The organism is Mesorhizobium sp. WSM4808 (assembly GCF_055811675.1).
In genome coordinates, this window is record NZ_JBVVQX010000010.1 from 38,950 (window position 1) to 53,517 (window position 14,568).

A 14,568-nucleotide genomic window follows, 5' to 3' on the forward strand; every position below is an offset into this window, starting at 1 on the left:
GAGGCGGCCCGCAACGGCTGCCTCTTTTGCCTGTGGAAACCGGGTATGGCCCGCATTAAGGGTCGTCGGATTTCGCGGGTATGATTATATAATCGGGAAACGAGTTCCCCGATGCGCTTTCCACCCGCCTTCCTCGACGAGATACGCGACCGCGTGCCGATTTCATCGGTTATCGGCCAGCGCGTCGCGTGGGATCGCAAGAAGACCAACGCGCCACGCGGCGACTATTGGGCGTGCTGCCCGTTTCATGGCGAGAAGAGCCCATCCTTCCACTGCGAGGACAAAAAGGGCCGCTACCACTGTTTCGGCTGTTCTGTTTCGGGCGATCATTTCAAGTTCCTTACCGAACTCGACGGGATGAGCTTTCCCGAAGCGGTCGAAAAGATCGCCGACATGGCCGGTGTGCCGATGCCGGTTCGCGATGCGCAGGAGGAGCGGCGCGAAAAGGAACGCGCCAGCCTGACCGACGTCATGGAGATGGCCACCGCCTTCTTCCAGGAACGGCTGCAGGGGCCGGAAGGCGCCAAGGCGCGTGCCTATCTGCGCGACCGCGGACTGACGCCGGCGACGCAGCAATCGTTCCGGCTCGGTTTTGCGCCCGACAGCCGCAATGCGCTGAAGGAGCATCTCGCCGCCAAGGGCGTGCCCAAGGCCGACATCGAGGCTTGTGGACTGGTGCGCCACGGTGACGACATCCCGGTTTCCTATGACTGGTTCCGCGACCGCATCATGTTCCCGATTCCGGATTCCCGGGGCAAGATCATCGCCTTCGGCGGCCGTGCTTTGCAGCCGGACGCGCTGGCCAAATACATGAACTCGCCTGACACCGAGCTCTTCCACAAGGGCAATGTGCTCTATAATTTCGCCCGCGCCCGCAAGGCCTTGGCCAAGGGCGGCACGGTCATCGCCGTCGAAGGCTATATGGACGTGATCGCACTGGCGCAGGCCGGCTTCGAGAATGTCGTGGCGCCGCTCGGCACCGCGCTTACCGAGAACCAGCTCGAACTGCTCTGGCGCATGGCGCCGGAGCCGATGCTGTGCTTCGACGGCGACAAGGCCGGGCTGAAGGCAGCGTGGCGGGCCGCCGATATGGCGCTGCCATCTGTGCAGGCCGGCCGTTCGGCGCGCTTCGCGCTGCTGCCGGAAGGCAAGGATCCCGACGATCTGGTCAAGACCGAAGGACCGGATGCTTTTCGTCGCGTGCTGGCCGAGGCGCGGCCGCTGGTCGACCTTTTGTGGATGCGTGAGACGGCGGGCGGCGTCTTCGATACGCCGGAGCGGCGGGCCGAACTCGAGAAGACGCTGCGCGAGCTGACCAGCCGCATCCGCGACGAAAGCCTGCGCTACCACTACCAGCAGGAGATGCGCGAGCGTGTGCTCAGCTTCTTCGGCTCGCAGCGCAGTGGGCGTCAAGGTCGGCAGGACTGGAAACAGGGCCAGGGCAAGACGGCCGCGCCCGGCGGGCAGTTCGCCAAAGGCGGTGGCGGCCGCATTGCGATCACCGAAAGCCTCGGCCAGTCGGCTTTGGTCAAACGCGGCGGCGAGGGGATGTCGGTGCGCGAGGCGACGATCATCGTCGCGTTGATCAACCATCCGGCGCTGATCGACGAGAATTTCGCCCATATCGAGTTCCTCGATCTCGCCAACTCCGACCTGAGGCGGCTGCATGCGGCAATCCTAGATGCGATGGCGCATGACATGGCCAATGACCGGCAGGCGGTGATTGCGACGATCGAACGCGCTGGCTGCGCCGAGATCTGGGAGCGGGCCGTCGGGCTGATCCGGCGGATGCGGCAATGGCCGGCGCTGGAGACCGCCGCCCTTGAAGATGCCCGCGATGCTTTCAGCCAGGCGCTGCACTTGCAGCGCAGCGCGCGCACCTTACATAAGGAACTGAAACAGGCGGAAGCGGCGCTCGCCACCGATCCCACAGACGAAAACTACCGGCATCTGATCGAAATTCAGGCGCAATTCCAGGATGTGCAGGCCACGGAAGCGCTGATCGAAGGGTTTGGCGTCTCCTCGGGCAGGGCTGGGCGAGCTTAGTTGGAAGCGAGTGAATTGAGAAAGCGTCGTTGCGCGTCCAAATGGCGCGTAACGGGCTAAGTCGGGTAATTGATTCGCTTTTTTCATGCGAATCATGCGAGAGGCGCTTGACCTTCTGGCAGATTGGCGGAATCAGGACGATTCGAAACGTTAACCCGAACCCGCGTCGACGGGAAATAAGCGATGTGAGGTACTGGTCACTGGACAGGCAGCCCGCCTGCCACAGATATCAGGGTTAATCTGGACTTAATGCATGTCGCCCAAAAGGGGAAACCGATTTGGGCAACGACATACACCAAACGAAACGAGTTGATGCAGTTACTGGCCCGGTGAAGCGCGTTTCATAAGCGAGCGCATCCGATTTGACTGGTCCGACAGCTTACGCGGCTTTGAAGTTCGGCCGCTAGGAGAAGATAAAGACTATGGCGACAAAGGAAAAGGAAGAGGTCGAAACCGAACGCGAAGGCGCCACCGATGGCCCTCTGCTCGACCTTTCCGATGATGCTGTCAAGAAGATGATCAAGGCCGCCAAGAAGCGCGGCTATGTCACCATGGACGAGCTGAATTCGGTGCTGCCCTCAGAGGAAGTGACCTCCGAGCAGATCGAGGACACGATGGCGATGCTGTCCGACATGGGCATCAACGTGGTCGAGGACGACGAGCAGGGCGAGGAGCCCGAGGCCGCCGACACCGCGGCCGATGCCGAGGAAGACGCCAACGAGTTGGCTGAGCAGACCGGCACCGCGGTCGCCGCCACCACCACCAAGAAAGAACCGACCGATCGCACCGACGATCCGGTGCGCATGTATCTGCGCGAGATGGGCTCGGTCGAGCTGTTGTCGCGCGAGGGCGAAATTGCCATCGCCAAGCGCATCGAGGCCGGCCGCGAGACGATGATCGCGGGTCTGTGCGAAAGCCCGCTGACCTTCCAGGCCATCATCATCTGGCGCGACGAACTCAACGAATCCAAGATCCTGCTGCGCGAGATCATCGATCTCGAAGCCACCTATGCCGGCCCCGAGGCCAAGCAGGCGCCGGTGGTCGAGCGCGTCGAGGAAGCCAAGGTCGAGGACAAGCCGCGCCGTTCGCGCGACGACGAAGACGACATCACGAATGTCGGCGCCGATACGCGTGGGCTGACGGATGACGACGACGAAGACGAGGACGAAGCGAGCCTGTCGCTGGCCGCGATGGAAGCGGAACTCCGCCCGCAGGTGATGGAGACGCTCGACGTTATCGCCGACACCTACAAAAAGCTGCGCAAGCTGCAGGACCAGCAGGTCGAGAACCGTCTGGCCGCCGCCGGCACGCTGTCGCCCAGCCAGGACCGCCGGCTGAAGGAGCTCAAGGACCAGCTGATCAAGGCGGTGAAGTCGCTGTCGCTCAACACGGCGCGCATCGAGGCGCTGGTCGAGCAGCTCTACGACATCAACAAGCGCCTGGTGCAGAACGAAGGCAAGCTGCTCAGGCTGGCCGAAAGCTACGGCGTGCGCCGCGAAGAGTTCCTGAAGGAATATCAGGGTTCCGAGCTCGACCCGAACTGGACGCGCTCGATCGGCAATCTGACCTCGCGCGGCTGGAAGGAATTCACCAAGAACGAGAAGGATGCGATCAAGGACCTGCGCGCCGAGATCCAGAACCTCGCCACCGAAACGGCGATCTCGATCCTGGAATTCCGCAAGATCGTCAATCAGGTGCAGAAAGGCGAGCGCGAAGCGGCGATCGCCAAGAAGGAAATGGTCGAAGCCAATCTGCGCCTCGTCATCTCCATCGCCAAGAAATACACCAATCGCGGCCTGCAGTTCCTCGACCTGATCCAGGAAGGCAATATCGGCCTGATGAAGGCGGTCGACAAATTCGAATACCGCCGCGGCTACAAGTTCTCGACCTATGCGACGTGGTGGATCCGGCAGGCGATCACGCGTTCGATCGCCGATCAGGCGCGCACCATCCGTATTCCGGTGCACATGATCGAGACGATCAACAAGATCGTGCGCACCTCGCGCCAGATGCTGCACGAGATCGGCCGCGAACCGACGCCGGAAGAACTGGCCGAAAAGCTTGCCATGCCGCTCGAAAAGGTGCGCAAGGTCTTGAAGATCGCCAAGGAGCCGATCTCGCTCGAAACGCCGGTCGGCGACGAGGAGGATTCGCATCTGGGCGATTTCATCGAGGACAAGATGGCGATCCTGCCGATCGACGCGGCGATCCAGGCCAATCTGCGCGAGACCACCACGCGCGTGCTGGCCTCGCTGACGCCGCGCGAGGAGCGCGTGCTCAGAATGCGCTTCGGTATCGGCATGAACACCGACCACACGCTGGAAGAAGTCGGCCAGCAGTTCTCGGTCACCCGCGAGCGTATCCGCCAGATCGAAGCCAAGGCGCTGCGCAAGCTCAAGCACCCGAGCAGGTCGCGCAAGCTGCGCAGCTTCCTGGATAGCTGAGACTTACCGATGCAAAAAGTTCAAGGGCGCCGATGGCGCCCTTTTTTGTTGTGGGACGCACTCTTGCGGGCGAGGCCCTTCGGGAGGATAATTCGGTGTCGGATGCATTTTCTGGGCGACAACCCGGATGCCCGCCCCGGCGAAGCCGCCGTGCTCCGTGGCCCCGGAGGGAGGTGTGCCATGACAAGCTACATCGTGCTGATGAACTGGACGGAGCAAGGTGCCAGGAACATACGCGAGTCACCGAAGCGGCTCGACGCCGCCAGGAGGCAACTGGGAGACATGGGCGGATCGTTCAAGACGTTCTACCTGACCATGGGCGAATACGATATGGTGGCGGTGGTCGAAGCGCCCGACGACGCGGTGCTGGCGCGCTTCTCGCTGATGCTGGCGGCAGCGGGCAATGTCAGGACGCGGACGCTGAAGGCCTTTCCCGAATTAGCCTACCGCGAGATCATCACCTCGCTCGGGTGAAGGAATCGGCAGGGTTTCTCGAAGTCGCTGGTTGGTGCCGGCCTGGTGGCGCTTTGCCGCAAGACGGGGCGCTTCGCCGTGATAGAATGTGGCCGGGGAGATCGCGATGAAGAAGGTTTCGATATTGGTCGCCAGCTTTGCCGCTTTGTCGTCGCTGCCGTTTTCCGCCGGCGCCAGTGCGCAAAAACCGGTCGGCATGGCCAATCCGGCATCCGTCCATTGTGTCGATATCGGCGGGCGCCTGGTGATCAGGAAGGACAAGGCCGGTAATGAATATGGATTCTGCGGCTTGCCCAATGGGCGCCTTTGCGAGGAGTGGGCGCTGTTTCGCGACAACAAGTGCATCGGGCCGAAGGCGGCCATGCGCCGCAAGTGACACACCTGCCATCATAGGGTGAGATCATGTCCGAACCGCATTCCCATTCGCATCTGTGGCCCGGCGTGCCACTCGCGCTTGGCTCGGCCGCCCTGTTCGGGGCGACGCCGCCGCTCAGCAAGCTGCTGCTCAATGGCGTCAATCCCTTCATGCTGGCCGGCCTGCTCTATCTCGGTGCCGGTCTTGGCCTCGCTCTGTACCGCCTGCTTCGGGGCAGGCAGGCCGCGGCCGGGGAGGCGCAACTGACCGCTGGGGATATTCCCTGGCTGGCGCTGGCGATCGGCATGGGCGGCGTTATCGCGCCGGTGCTGCTGCTGTTCGGATTGACCCTCAACACGGCGTCCAGTTCGGCGCTGCTGCTCAACCTGGAAGGGCTGGCGACGATGGCGATCGCCTGGCTCGTCTATCGCGAGAATGTCGACCGGCGCCTGCTTTTTGGCGCCTTCGCCATTCTGGCGGGTGCCATTCTTCTGTCGTGGCAAGGTGAGGGCGTCGCCTTCAACCGTGGCGCCCTGATGGTGGCAGGGGCTTGTCTGGCCTGGGGGATCGACAACAATTTCACGCGCAGGATCTCCGCCACCGACCCGGTGGTGATCGCCATGCTCAAAGGGCTGGTGGCGGGTGTCGTCAATGTCGGGCTGGCGCTTGCCGGCGGGGCCTTGTTTCCCCCGGCGTCGGTCATTGCAGCGACCGCCGCAGTCGGTTTCTTCGGCATTGGGGTGAGCCTGGTGATGTTCATCGTGGCGCTGCGTCATCTGGGCACCGCCCGGACAGGGGCCTATTACTCGCTCGCTCCCTTCATCGGCGCGTTGCTGGCAATCGCCATCCTGGGTGACGCCGTCACGCTCAAGCTTGCGGCCGCCGGAGTTCTGATGGGCGTTGGCCTATGGCTGCATTTGTCGGAACGCCATGAGCATGAGCACGACCATGAGGAACTGGAACACGAGCACAGCCATGTGCATGACGAGCACCACCAGCACCATCATGACGGGCCGGTGAGCGAGCCGCATTCGCACTGGCACCGGCATGCCCCGATGCGCCACCGGCATCCGCATTATCCCGACCTGCACCACAGGCATGGCCACGGATAGATGCTGACCGTCTGGTACAACACGCGCTGCCCGGTCTGCGATGCCGGTATCAGCAGGCAGAAGCGGCGGCTGATCGAGGCGGTCAAGGCCGGGCGGATCGAGTTCCGAGACACCAATCTTGAACCGGCACCGCTTGCCGGACATGGCGCGTCGCTTGAGGACATCCGCCGCCGGCTGCACGCCACCGATGCGGCGGGCAGGCTGCTGGTCGGCGCCGACGTTGCCATCGCCGTGTGGAAGGTCACGCCGGGCGAAGGCTGGCTGGCGATGGTGTTCGGCAATCCGGTTGCCTTGCCGGTGACACGCTTTGCCTACGACCGCTTCGCCGATCTTCTCTATGCCTGGAACCGCCGCAAGGGTCGCTGGTAGCGGTTCGTCATTGATGACCGCAGGGCAAAAGGTCCGGAGGACATCTCCGGACCTTTTTCGTGCGCGCTATCGGCTGGCCGGCTTGCACAGCGCGCCGACGATGCGGCGCACTATCGGCAGCACCAGCAGCAGCGTCGGAAACGCCACCAGCCACGACAGACCCCAGGCGGTCAGCCAGATGGACGGCAGGTCGGGGTGGAAGCCAAGGCTTTTCAACGTCGAGATCAACGAGACGATGAAGGTCATCAACAGCGACAGCACCAGCGGGCTGAGAACAGCGGCATAGCGCGCAGGCAGTTTCCTGCGCTGATATCTTGCATTCATTTCGGGTGTTCCCTGAAAGTGTCCGGTCCGTCGCATTGGCATCCATTCGCCGGTGGCCGGCAAAATTGCCCGGAAGACCGGGTTGGATGCGTTGCTTGACGTCAGACGCTTACGGAGCAGCCGAGGCGCTCGCCGGCCTTCTAGCGGCACGTTCCAATGAAAGCAAGCCTCTGGCGCCGCATTCAGATACATCGTAAGATATATCTTGACTCCGTCGATTGGCTTGCCTAATTAAGATATATCGTAAGATACAACTCAAGGAGCAATCAATGCACAAACATTTTGGGAACAATCATTTCGGCGAACGGATGTTCATGCACATGGCCGGCAAATTCGGTGGCAGAGGGGGCGGCGGTTTTGGCCCGTTCGGGCAGGGCGGTCGCGGTGGCGGGCGCGGAGGCCCGGGCGACATGTTCCGCGCCGGGCGCATGCTGGCCGACGGTGACCTCAAGCTGATCACGCTGTCGCTGCTGGCCGAGGCGCCGCGCCACGGCTACGACATCATCAAGGCCCTGGAAGAGCGCACCAGCGGCATCTACAGCCCGAGCCCGGGCGTGGTCTACCCGACGCTGACCTTCCTGGAAGAGGCCGGCTATGCCGCCTCCGCCGCCGACGGCAACAAGAAGGTGTTTTCGATCACCGAAGCTGGTCAGGCGCATCTCGCCGACAACCGCGAGATGATCGATGGCGTGCTCGACCATCTCGAGCGCTTCGGCCGCAAAATGGCCAAGGCGCGCGACTGGTTCGGCTGGAACGACGAGAGTGAAGAGGGCGGGCGTCGTGGCGGCCGGGGTAGCCGCGGGGATCGTTCGGAAGCGCGCGACGAATTCCGCGCAGTCCGCCACCGACTGCGCGCGGCTCTGGGTGACTTCGTCGACGCCCCGGCCGACAAGCAGGCCGAGGCGATCGCCATCCTCGAAGGCGCCGCCGAGGCGCTGGAAGCGCTGTCGCACAAGTAAGCTTGTCCAGCCGACCGGACGCAGCCCTTGCCCGCTGGGCCAAGGACCGATAGTGAAATTCATCCCGCGTCACTCTACATGGTGCGGGATGAATGCTGTTGGAGGAAGCCCGATGTCTTTTCTGAAGCGTCTTTTCGGCGGTGGTGGCGGCGGAACCCAGGCGGCTGAGCCGACGAGTGCAGCGCCAGCCAAGCAGGTCGAGCACAAGGGCTTCCTGATCAGCGCCACGCCCTACAAGGCGGATGGCCAGTACCAGACGTGCGGCGTCGTCTCCAAGGAGATCGACGGTGTGGTGAAGGAACACAAATTCATCCGCGCAGACCGTTTCGCCGGGCTCGACGACGCCGTCGACATCTCGATCAAGAAGGGCATCCAACTGGTCGACGAGCAGGGCGACCGGATTTTTGGGTAGATCACCGCCAGCAGGGCACTGCCTAACCATGTGGGCCTTTGCACCACGATGGACCTCTCGGTCCGGGTTGACCTGACCGCCGGCGCATCAACTCGTCCTGGCGGGCTCGATCGTCATCAGGCGGGTCCTGGCCTCGATCAGATGCCTTCTCGCGGCCCTTATCCGGCCGCACAATGCCAGATTAAGAGCGACGCCGCCTTCCTCGTCCAGCAAGTCATTCGCGCGCTTCAGAGAGTGCTCAGCTCTCCTTATGCGCAGTCTGGCGTTGGCCGCTTCGATGCTGTGAATTTCAATCATTGTGCCGCGTCCTTTGCGGTTCCGGTCCCTTCACGGATTAAACCGCCGCTGATCATATTGGTTCCGGTGCTGTGACCATTCTGCGGCCGCCGCTATTTCGTTGTGGTGTTGAATTCACGGTTCGCCGCATAATCGATGACGAAGGTGCCCTCGGGAGCGCGAACGCCCTGCTTCACATTTGATATAGTCACCGTTGTGGTAAGTCCCTTCTCGTCGGTGAGGCTCCATCGGCGCAGATCGAGCGATTTTCTGTCGAACACCATGGAGATGTTCGAGTTGCCGAAAGCCGATCTGTCGGCCAGCTTGACGGTAACTTGGGCGCCGTCGTCTCTGATGCTCTTGAGGCGACTGCCGGAGAAGTCGACCTTGTTGTCGAGCAACAGCTTGAGCGGCGTCTTCGAGAGAGCATAGAGCCGCGATGTCTTCAGCTTCCTGTTGTAAACCACCAGGGATTTACCATCTGCAATCACGCTGATCCCAGATTGGCCTGCATAGTTGAACCGGATCTTGCCTGGGCGTTGGAGAAAAAACCTGCCATGTTTTCTTTCCGCTTTCGGGCCTGACTGCACGAAATCCCCTGACATGGATTTCACCGATGAGAAGTGATCGGCAATGGTCTTCGCATCAACCGGCGCGGCCGAAATCGCAATCGTGGACGCGATATTCACCGCGGCAGCGCCGACAGCGGCAAACAAGAAACCCGGCAGCTTTTTGATCCGATAGGCCATTCGACTACTCTTGGCAGACGCGTGATCGAAGGAGATCACGCGTCTTGAGATCAGTAACCGTCCGGGCACCGTGCAACGTAAACCCGGCCGTACCGATCGCGATATCTGCACTGGCCGGCTTCGCTGGCGTGGCCGATGACGGCCCCTGCTATCGCTCCCACCGCACCGCCAACGACCGCCCCTTCCACAGGGTCTCCGGCCACCGCGGCGCCTACGGCCGCGCCTCCCAAGCCGCCGACGGCGGCGCCTTGTTCGGTACGGGAGCACGCCGAGAGCGGAACGAGCAGGCTCAAAATGAGCAGCGTCTTTTTCATCGTTTCTCTCCTGAGGCTACTATTAGCCAAAGCTTAAATGCTTAAGAGAGCTTTTCGATCCATCGACCGTTGCCTGCCATTCAAGCCTGGCCGTGGCGGAGCCGCGCGCCTTCGGCTCAAATGGTACCCTCACTGGTGTGGACGGGTGCGCGAAGGTCGTCGCTTGGTGCAAACGTGGCCGTGGACTTCCGCACTCGCACAAGGGGGAACGGATGAAACAGGGGACAGGATCCGCGGCGGACCGAACGGGCCAGGCTGATTGCGCGCCTGGCCAGCAAGGTTTGGAAATCGACCCGGACTAAGCCGGCTGCAACTCCCTGCGTGGCAGGGGAGGGAACGCGATGGCGATGCCGACCGCGCCGAGCCCGATAAGAGCAGAGCCGATGAACAGCCAGGAATAGTTGGCGTAAGCGTCGAATACCATGCCGCCGGCAAGCGGTCCCAGCGCCATGCCGAGGCTGGACAGCATGGTGGCGGCGCCGAACACGGTGCCGAGGATGCGCTGGCCGAAATATTCGCGCGCCAGCACCGCATAGAGCGGCATGACGCCGCCATAGGTGGCACCGAAGATAACGGCCAGCATGTAGAACTGCTCAAGCTGGCTGATCGACAGATAGGCGGCAATGACGATCGCCTGGATCGCCAGGCCCGCGATCAGCACCGGCTTGACGCCCAGCCGGTCGGCCAGCACGCCGTAGAAGAGCCGGCCGCCAAGGCCTGCCAGACCTTCGACACTGTAGATCGAGACCGCTGCCATGGGGGCGACGCCGCACAGCATGGCATAGCTGACCATATGGAAGATCGGTCCGGAATGCGCCGCGCAGCAGGCAAAGAAGGTCAGCCCGAGCACGATGAATTGCGGCGAGCGCAGCGCCTGGCTGACTGTCAGGCCGGCACCTTCGGCAACCGGCGCGGAGCCGGTGTCGACCAAGACGGGCTTCGGCGGCTGGCGCACCAGCAGCACCACCGGCAACAGCAGCACCCAGGCGGTAATGCCGATGTCGAACATGGCGGTGCGCCAGTCATAGGCGGAGATCAACCAGCGGGCGAAGGGCGAGATCGTCATCGGCGCCACGCCCATGCCGGCCGAGACCAGTGAGACGGCAAGGCTGCGGTTGGTGTCGAACCAGCCTGTGGTCAGCGCGATCATCGGGGCAAAAAAGGCGCTTGCCGCGAGACCGACCAGCACGCCATAGGTGATCTGGAAGCTCAGCAGCGAACCGGCGCGGCTGGCCAGCACCAGCGCCAACCCGAGCAGCACCGCGCCGATCATCACGACGATGCGGGCGCCAAAACGGTCCGATATCGCGCCCCAGGCGAAGCCACCAAGGCCCATCACCAGGAAGTTGAGCGTCATGGCGCTGGAAATGCCGGCGCGCGACCAGTTGGTGTCGATCGCCATCGGCTCCAGGAATATCGCCAGCGAAAACATCGTCCCGATGGCGACACAGGACATCAGCGCGCCAGCGGCGACGATGACCCAACGATAGGAAAGGCTCATTCAAATCTCCCATGCCTAAAGGCAGCGCTGCGCGCTGCTTGCACCCGAAGGACGCCGGCACCGGGTTCGATCCTACAATCCGGTTGCATTTTTTATCCAGTTTGACGTGACGCCGTTTTCGGCAGCTCAGATCGGCAGTTCCGACGTGTATTTGATCGTCTGGCTGGGGACGTCGGTCTTGACGTTCTGCACGCCCTTGATGCGGCTCAGATGCTCCGACTGGAAGCGGCGGTAATCGTCGATGCCGGCCGCCACCACGCGCACCATGGCGTCGCAATCGCCGAGCATCAAATAGCACTCCATCACCTGCGGCAGCTTGGCGACTTCGGTGGCGAAATGCTCGATCGTGTCCTCGTCCTGCGTTTTCAGCCAGATGCGGGTGAAGAAGGTGAGGCCCTTGCCGATGCTGCCGGGGTTCAGCACTGCGACGTAGCGATCGATGATGCCGGCTTCCTCCAGCAGCTTCACGCGCCGCAGGCAAGGAGAGGGCGACAGGCCGACCTCTTTGGCCAGATCGTTGTTGGCCATGCGGCCGTCGCGCTGCAGCGCCCGCAGGATCCGCTTGTCGATCTCATCCAGCTTCATGGCTCTAGATTCCATCTATTTTGAAATTAATGGCACTCAATGCCGAACCTAGTTGAAGTACAACAATATTCGCAACCATATTGCGGAGAATTGTGGGTATGTTTGCCGCCAGTATCATGAGAGTTCAAACGCAGGGCAGCGGCGGCCGCGAGGCGCGCCAGTGGAGACACATGAGCATTTCACAGGCAATCGAGGCGGCGGGCAATGGTTCGCGATCCGAATTCCGCCGTGGCGTGGCGTCCTGCGCGCCGGTGCTGTTCGGCACCATACCCTATGCGCTGGTGCTCGGCGCCCAGGCCACGCAGAAAGGCTTGAGCGCTGTCGAATTGTCCATGATGACAGGGCTGAATTTCGCCGGCGGTTCGGAATTCGCGGCGATCCAATTGTGGACGTCGCCGCCGCACATCGTGCTCATCGTCGCCATCACCTTCCTGGTCAACAGCCGTCACCTGCTGATGGGTGCGGCACTGGCGCCGTTCCTGCGCCACCTGCCGCGGCGCAAGGTGTTTCCGGCGCTTTTCTTTATGTGCGACGAGAGCTGGGCGCTGGGTCTGGCCGATGCCAGACAGCGCACTGCTGCCGGCATCATGCCGGCATTCAGCCCGCGCTACTATTTGGGCGCGGCGCTGGCGATGTATCTCACCTGGGTGGTCTTCACCACGCTGGGTGCCTTGCTCGGTCCGATGCTCGGCGACGTCGGGGCCTATGGTTTCGACATGGCGTTCCCGGCTGTCTTCCTGGTGCTGATGCGCGGCATGTGGACGGGGATGGCGGCGGCGCGACCCTGGCTGGTCAGCCTGGTCGTGGCGGCACTGGTCTATCTCTTCGTTCCCGGCGCCTGGTATGTCGCCGCGGGCGCCATGTCGGGTCTGGTCGCGGCCTGGCTGATGGCGAGTGATGCATGATCGATGCAACGACCTTTTTCACCATCGTGCTGATGGCTGGCGTCACTTATCTCACGCGCATCGGCGGCTATGTCGTGCTGCGCAACCGTACGCTCAGCGGGCGTGCCACGGCGGTGATGGAAGCGGCGCCCGGTTGCGTGCTGATTGCGGTCATCGCACCGGCCTTCGTGTCGAAGTCCCCGGCGGATATTCTGGCGCTGGCTGTTACGCTGGTGGCCGCCACGCGGCTTTCCATGCTGCCGACTGTGCTGATCGGAGTCGCTTCGGCGGGGTTGCTCAGGCATTTCATCGGCTAGAAAGGCAGCGGCCAGTTGGCTCAGAGGCTCTTTGGCCACTGTTGGGCGGCATGTATGACGGTAAGTATTTCGACGGCATCTTCGCTTACGCGATAGGGGACGATATATGGGATATCGGCCAAAACGAGTTCTCGCGTCGCCTTGATGCGTCCAACGCGACCCATAGCCGGCTGTTCGGTAAGCAACTCCGCTGCGGACAAGATGCGCCCAATGACACGGGCGGCAGCTTCGGGACTGTCTTTCTCGATATGCGCGCCAATTTCGCCAAGCCGACGCAAAGCCCGCTTGGTCCAACGGATTGTCTTGCGGCTCATGGATCAGCCGGCGGGCTTGACGTATTTCCCGATCACGGCGGCCAACTCTTGTTCGCTGGCGAACTCACCGCGCTCGGCCTCGGCCAATCCGGCCTCTATCTCAGCGAGTTGCCACTCTTGACGAGCTACAAAGTCTTCGATGGCCTTGGCGGCCACATAAGAGCGCGAGCGATCGAGCTTTTCGGCAAGTTGGTCGAGCCTGTTTGTCGTGTCGTCGGGGAGGCGTACGGTGAAAGCCGTCATGGTTTCGATCCACTTGGTTCATTGTGATTGTGAGTGAACCAAGGTGGATCGTCAAGTCACACCCAAAGGACTCTGGTCGCTTCGCGCTGTTTACTGTCAGGAAAACAAGCGGGGAGCGCATTGCAAAAGGGCGGGCGCCAAGCGCCTGCCCTCCAATTTAAGTCTTTTCCCTATGCGGCAGCCGCGACACCCTGGCTGGCTGCCACCACGGCATCGACCTTGGCGGTCGCCTTGGCGAGCGCTGCGGTCACCGCGTCAGGACCCATGCCGACGCCTTCGATACGGATGACATCGACATCGGTCATGCCGAGGAAGCCGAGCACGCCGCGCAGGTAGGGAATGGCGTGATCGAACTGCACGGCCGCACCTTCGGAATAGATGCCGCCCGAAGCCAGCACGATATAGACCTTCTTGCCGGTGACGAGACCCTTGGGGCCGTTCTCGCCATAGGAAAAGCTCTTGCCGGAACGAGAGATATGATCGACCCAGGACTTCAGCGTCGAGGAGATGTTGAAGTTGATGAAGCCTGTGGCCAGGATCACGGTGTCGGCAGCAAACAGCTCGTCGAGCACGACATCGGAGACGCCGACGACCTCAGCCTGGCGCGCAGTGCGCGCTTCCGCCGGCACGTAGATGCCGCTCGCGTAGTCGGCGTCGATATGAGGGAGCGGATTGGCGACGAGGTCGCGCACGACGAGCGTGTTCGACGGATCGGCGGCGACGAGCTTTTCAGCGAATTCAGTAGCGATGCGGGTCGAATGGGAGGCGGCGCCGCGCGGGCTCGAAGTGATGAGAAGAATGGACATTTTGGGCTCTCCAGCGGTTGGAATGATTTGTCCCGCCAGATATGGGACTTTCGATCCATTCAATAAACTGGTATATTTTCTATA

At 62.2% G+C, this 14,568-nt stretch carries 19 protein-coding genes; 10 read left to right on the forward strand and 9 right to left on the reverse strand.

The features are described from left to right. The first annotated feature begins 111 nt into the window (after positions 1-111). The 6 genes from dnaG to AC0L2U_RS18910 all read left to right on the forward strand — a co-directional run bounded on the left by dnaG (position 112) and on the right by AC0L2U_RS18910 (position 6,800). Complete coding sequence (gene dnaG, locus AC0L2U_RS18885) at positions 112-2,046, forward strand: DNA primase (protein WP_292679765.1); 1,935 nt, start codon at positions 112-114, stop codon at positions 2,044-2,046. Between the two features lie 422 nt (positions 2,047-2,468). Further along, the gene (gene rpoD / locus AC0L2U_RS18890; protein ID WP_013530149.1) at positions 2,469-4,490 is read left to right on the forward strand and encodes an RNA polymerase sigma factor RpoD; all 2,022 of its coding nucleotides are present in this window, start codon (positions 2,469-2,471) and stop codon (positions 4,488-4,490) included. Between the two features lie 180 nt (positions 4,491-4,670). Next, positions 4,671-4,964 (forward strand): GYD domain-containing protein, encoded by a 294-nt coding sequence (locus tag AC0L2U_RS18895; protein WP_127396265.1) that lies wholly within the window; start codon positions 4,671-4,673, stop codon positions 4,962-4,964. Between the two features lie 106 nt (positions 4,965-5,070). Continuing rightward, on the forward strand, positions 5,071-5,340 hold the full coding sequence (locus AC0L2U_RS18900; RefSeq protein WP_127809618.1) for a putative hemolysin: 270 nt from the start codon (positions 5,071-5,073) through the stop codon (positions 5,338-5,340). A gap of 26 nt (positions 5,341-5,366) precedes the next feature. Then, a complete protein-coding gene (locus AC0L2U_RS18905) occupies positions 5,367-6,431 on the forward strand; it encodes a DMT family transporter (protein WP_292700399.1) in 1,065 nt (354 codons plus the stop codon). Continuing rightward, positions 6,432-6,800, forward strand: a complete 369-nt coding sequence (locus AC0L2U_RS18910; RefSeq protein ID WP_127396262.1) for a thiol-disulfide oxidoreductase DCC family protein — start codon at positions 6,432-6,434, stop codon at positions 6,798-6,800. A 66-nt stretch (positions 6,801-6,866) separates the two neighbouring features. Here AC0L2U_RS18910 and AC0L2U_RS18915 read toward each other — a convergent pair whose 3' ends face one another. Next, entirely contained in the window at positions 6,867-7,124 is a 258-nt protein-coding gene (locus AC0L2U_RS18915; RefSeq protein WP_127396261.1) for a DUF2798 domain-containing protein, read from the reverse strand. Between the two features lie 269 nt (positions 7,125-7,393). Here AC0L2U_RS18915 and AC0L2U_RS18920 point away from each other — a divergent pair, with 269 nt between their 5' ends. Together AC0L2U_RS18920 and AC0L2U_RS18925 are read left to right on the forward strand one after the other, a co-directional pair. Then, positions 7,394-8,083, forward strand: coding sequence for a PadR family transcriptional regulator (locus AC0L2U_RS18920; protein WP_127326293.1), 690 nt, complete (start codon positions 7,394-7,396; stop codon positions 8,081-8,083). 112 nt (positions 8,084-8,195) lie between these two features. Beyond that, a complete protein-coding gene (locus AC0L2U_RS18925; RefSeq protein WP_127326294.1) occupies positions 8,196-8,495 on the forward strand; it encodes an HlyU family transcriptional regulator in 300 nt (99 codons plus the stop codon). Positions 8,496-8,582: 87 nt separating this feature from the next. Here the strand turns inward: AC0L2U_RS18925 and AC0L2U_RS18930 are convergent, their stop codons facing one another. The 5 genes from AC0L2U_RS18930 to AC0L2U_RS18950 form a co-directional block, all read right to left on the reverse strand. Beyond that, on the reverse strand, positions 8,583-8,792 hold the full coding sequence (locus AC0L2U_RS18930) for a hypothetical protein (protein WP_473602466.1): 210 nt from the start codon (positions 8,790-8,792) through the stop codon (positions 8,583-8,585). A gap of 92 nt (positions 8,793-8,884) precedes the next feature. Next, the gene (locus AC0L2U_RS18935; protein WP_292635448.1) at positions 8,885-9,520 is read right to left on the reverse strand and encodes an outer membrane lipoprotein carrier protein LolA; all 636 of its coding nucleotides are present in this window, start codon (positions 9,518-9,520) and stop codon (positions 8,885-8,887) included. 50 nt (positions 9,521-9,570) lie between these two features. After that, positions 9,571-9,834 carry a YMGG-like glycine zipper-containing protein gene (locus AC0L2U_RS18940; protein ID WP_473602467.1) on the reverse strand — a complete coding sequence of 88 codons (264 nt, stop codon included), beginning with the start codon at positions 9,832-9,834 and terminating at the stop codon, positions 9,571-9,573. Between the two features lie 298 nt (positions 9,835-10,132). Next, a complete protein-coding gene (locus tag AC0L2U_RS18945) occupies positions 10,133-11,335 on the reverse strand; it encodes an MFS transporter (RefSeq protein ID WP_473602468.1) in 1,203 nt (400 codons plus the stop codon). A 126-nt stretch (positions 11,336-11,461) separates the two neighbouring features. Then, the gene (locus tag AC0L2U_RS18950; RefSeq protein ID WP_127268102.1) at positions 11,462-11,920 is read right to left on the reverse strand and encodes an Lrp/AsnC family transcriptional regulator; all 459 of its coding nucleotides are present in this window, start codon (positions 11,918-11,920) and stop codon (positions 11,462-11,464) included. 170 nt (positions 11,921-12,090) lie between these two features. On the opposite strand from AC0L2U_RS18950, the gene AC0L2U_RS18955 reads away from it, so the two are divergent. Both AC0L2U_RS18955 and AC0L2U_RS18960 read left to right on the forward strand, forming a co-directional pair. Then, on the forward strand, positions 12,091-12,825 hold the full coding sequence (locus AC0L2U_RS18955) for an AzlC family ABC transporter permease (RefSeq protein WP_473602469.1): 735 nt from the start codon (positions 12,091-12,093) through the stop codon (positions 12,823-12,825). Next, positions 12,822-13,121 carry an AzlD family protein gene (locus AC0L2U_RS18960; RefSeq protein WP_127326299.1) on the forward strand — a complete coding sequence of 100 codons (300 nt, stop codon included), beginning with the start codon at positions 12,822-12,824 and terminating at the stop codon, positions 13,119-13,121. The genes AC0L2U_RS18955 and AC0L2U_RS18960 overlap by 4 nt, the downstream gene beginning before the upstream one ends. A 20-nt stretch (positions 13,122-13,141) precedes the next feature. On the opposite strand, the gene AC0L2U_RS18965 is transcribed toward AC0L2U_RS18960, so the two are convergent. From AC0L2U_RS18965 to AC0L2U_RS18975, 3 genes are all read right to left on the reverse strand, one after another. Continuing rightward, positions 13,142-13,435 (reverse strand): type II toxin-antitoxin system RelE/ParE family toxin, encoded by a 294-nt coding sequence (locus AC0L2U_RS18965; protein WP_127268105.1) that lies wholly within the window; start codon positions 13,433-13,435, stop codon positions 13,142-13,144. Positions 13,436-13,438: 3 nt separating this feature from the next. Beyond that, positions 13,439-13,678 (reverse strand): CopG family ribbon-helix-helix protein, encoded by a 240-nt coding sequence (locus AC0L2U_RS18970; RefSeq protein WP_127256140.1) that lies wholly within the window; start codon positions 13,676-13,678, stop codon positions 13,439-13,441. A gap of 170 nt (positions 13,679-13,848) precedes the next feature. Next, the gene (locus tag AC0L2U_RS18975; RefSeq protein ID WP_127268106.1) at positions 13,849-14,484 is read right to left on the reverse strand and encodes an FMN-dependent NADH-azoreductase; all 636 of its coding nucleotides are present in this window, start codon (positions 14,482-14,484) and stop codon (positions 13,849-13,851) included. Positions 14,485-14,568: the final 84 nt, after the last annotated feature.